This window comes from Nonomuraea turkmeniaca, from assembly GCF_005889735.1.
Lineage (GTDB): Bacteria > Actinomycetota > Actinomycetes > Streptosporangiales > Streptosporangiaceae > Nonomuraea > Nonomuraea turkmeniaca.
The window spans coordinates 1-1136 of record NZ_VCKY01000548.1; the positions used below are offsets into that span (position 1 = coordinate 1).

Consider the following 1136-nt stretch of genomic DNA (forward strand, 5'->3'; position numbering starts at 1 on the left):
CGGGTTCGCGTACGCGAGATCGATGACGACGAGGGAAACCGACTGCTGCGCATCGTACGGCGTGGCACTGGCTCGGTGGTGACCTGGCGGCGAGCGCAGATGGTGCTGCTGTCGGCCCAGGGCATGACCACCACGCAGATCGCCAAAGTGGCCTTCACCAGCGAAGACCGGGTCCGTGATGTGATCCACAACTTCAACGCCGATGGATTCGACTCGCTCTACCCCAAGTACAAGGGCGGCCGGAAGCCGGTGTTCACGCTCCCGCAGCGCGTGGAGATCAAGAAGATCGCCAAGTCTCGTCCTGCCGAGCACGGGTTGCCGTTGTCCCGGTGGAGCCTTGCCAAGCTGGCCGATTTCCTGGTCGCAGAGGGGGTGGTCGAGGACATCAGCCATGAGGGCCTGCGCGAGCTTCTACGTGCGGAAAATGTCTCATTTCAAGCCATAAAGACCTGGAAGGGCTCCCGTGATCCGGACTATGCGACCAAGAAGGCCCGCATCGAGCACCTGTACGCGATCGCCGACGGCCAGGTCGTCCCCGAACCCGGCGAACCCACGGTGATCTTCTGCATGGACGAGTTCGGGCCGCTCAACCTGCAGCCCCGCCCCGGCAGGCAGTGGACCGACGTCGGCGGCAAGGGCAAGGATCCCGAGCGCGAACCTCGGCCCAGGATGCGCGCCACCTACACCCGCACCCAAGGGGTACGGCACCTGTTCGCTGCGTTAGACCTGGGCAAGGACAAGATGTACGGGCACATCAAGAAGCGCAAGCGGCGCGGCGAGTTCCTGGAGTTCTGCCGCTACCTGCGCAGCCTCTACCCGCCCGAGGAGCGGATCGCGATCATCTGTGACAACTTCAGCCCGCACCTGACGACTAAGAAGGACAAGCGGGTCGGCGAGTGGGCCGAGGCGAACAACGTCGAGATCGCCTACACACCCACCAACTCCTCCTACCTGAACCGCATCGAGGCGCAGTTCACCGCATTGCGCGAGTTCACCCTCAACGGCACCGACCACACCGGCCACCGCGAGCAGGGCAGCATGATCCGCCGCTACATCGCCTGGCGAAACCGCAACACCGACAATCCTCGCCTACGCAGGATTGTCAAGAGGGCAAACGTGGCCTGACGCGGCACTAG

1 protein-coding gene is annotated in these 1136 nt (G+C 63.9%); it reads left to right on the forward strand.

The features are described from left to right. A partial coding sequence (locus tag ETD86_RS54440) for an IS630 family transposase (protein ID WP_246149551.1) occupies nt 1–1125 on the forward strand: 1125 nt, incomplete at its 5' end. Nucleotides 1126–1136: the final 11 nt, after the last annotated feature.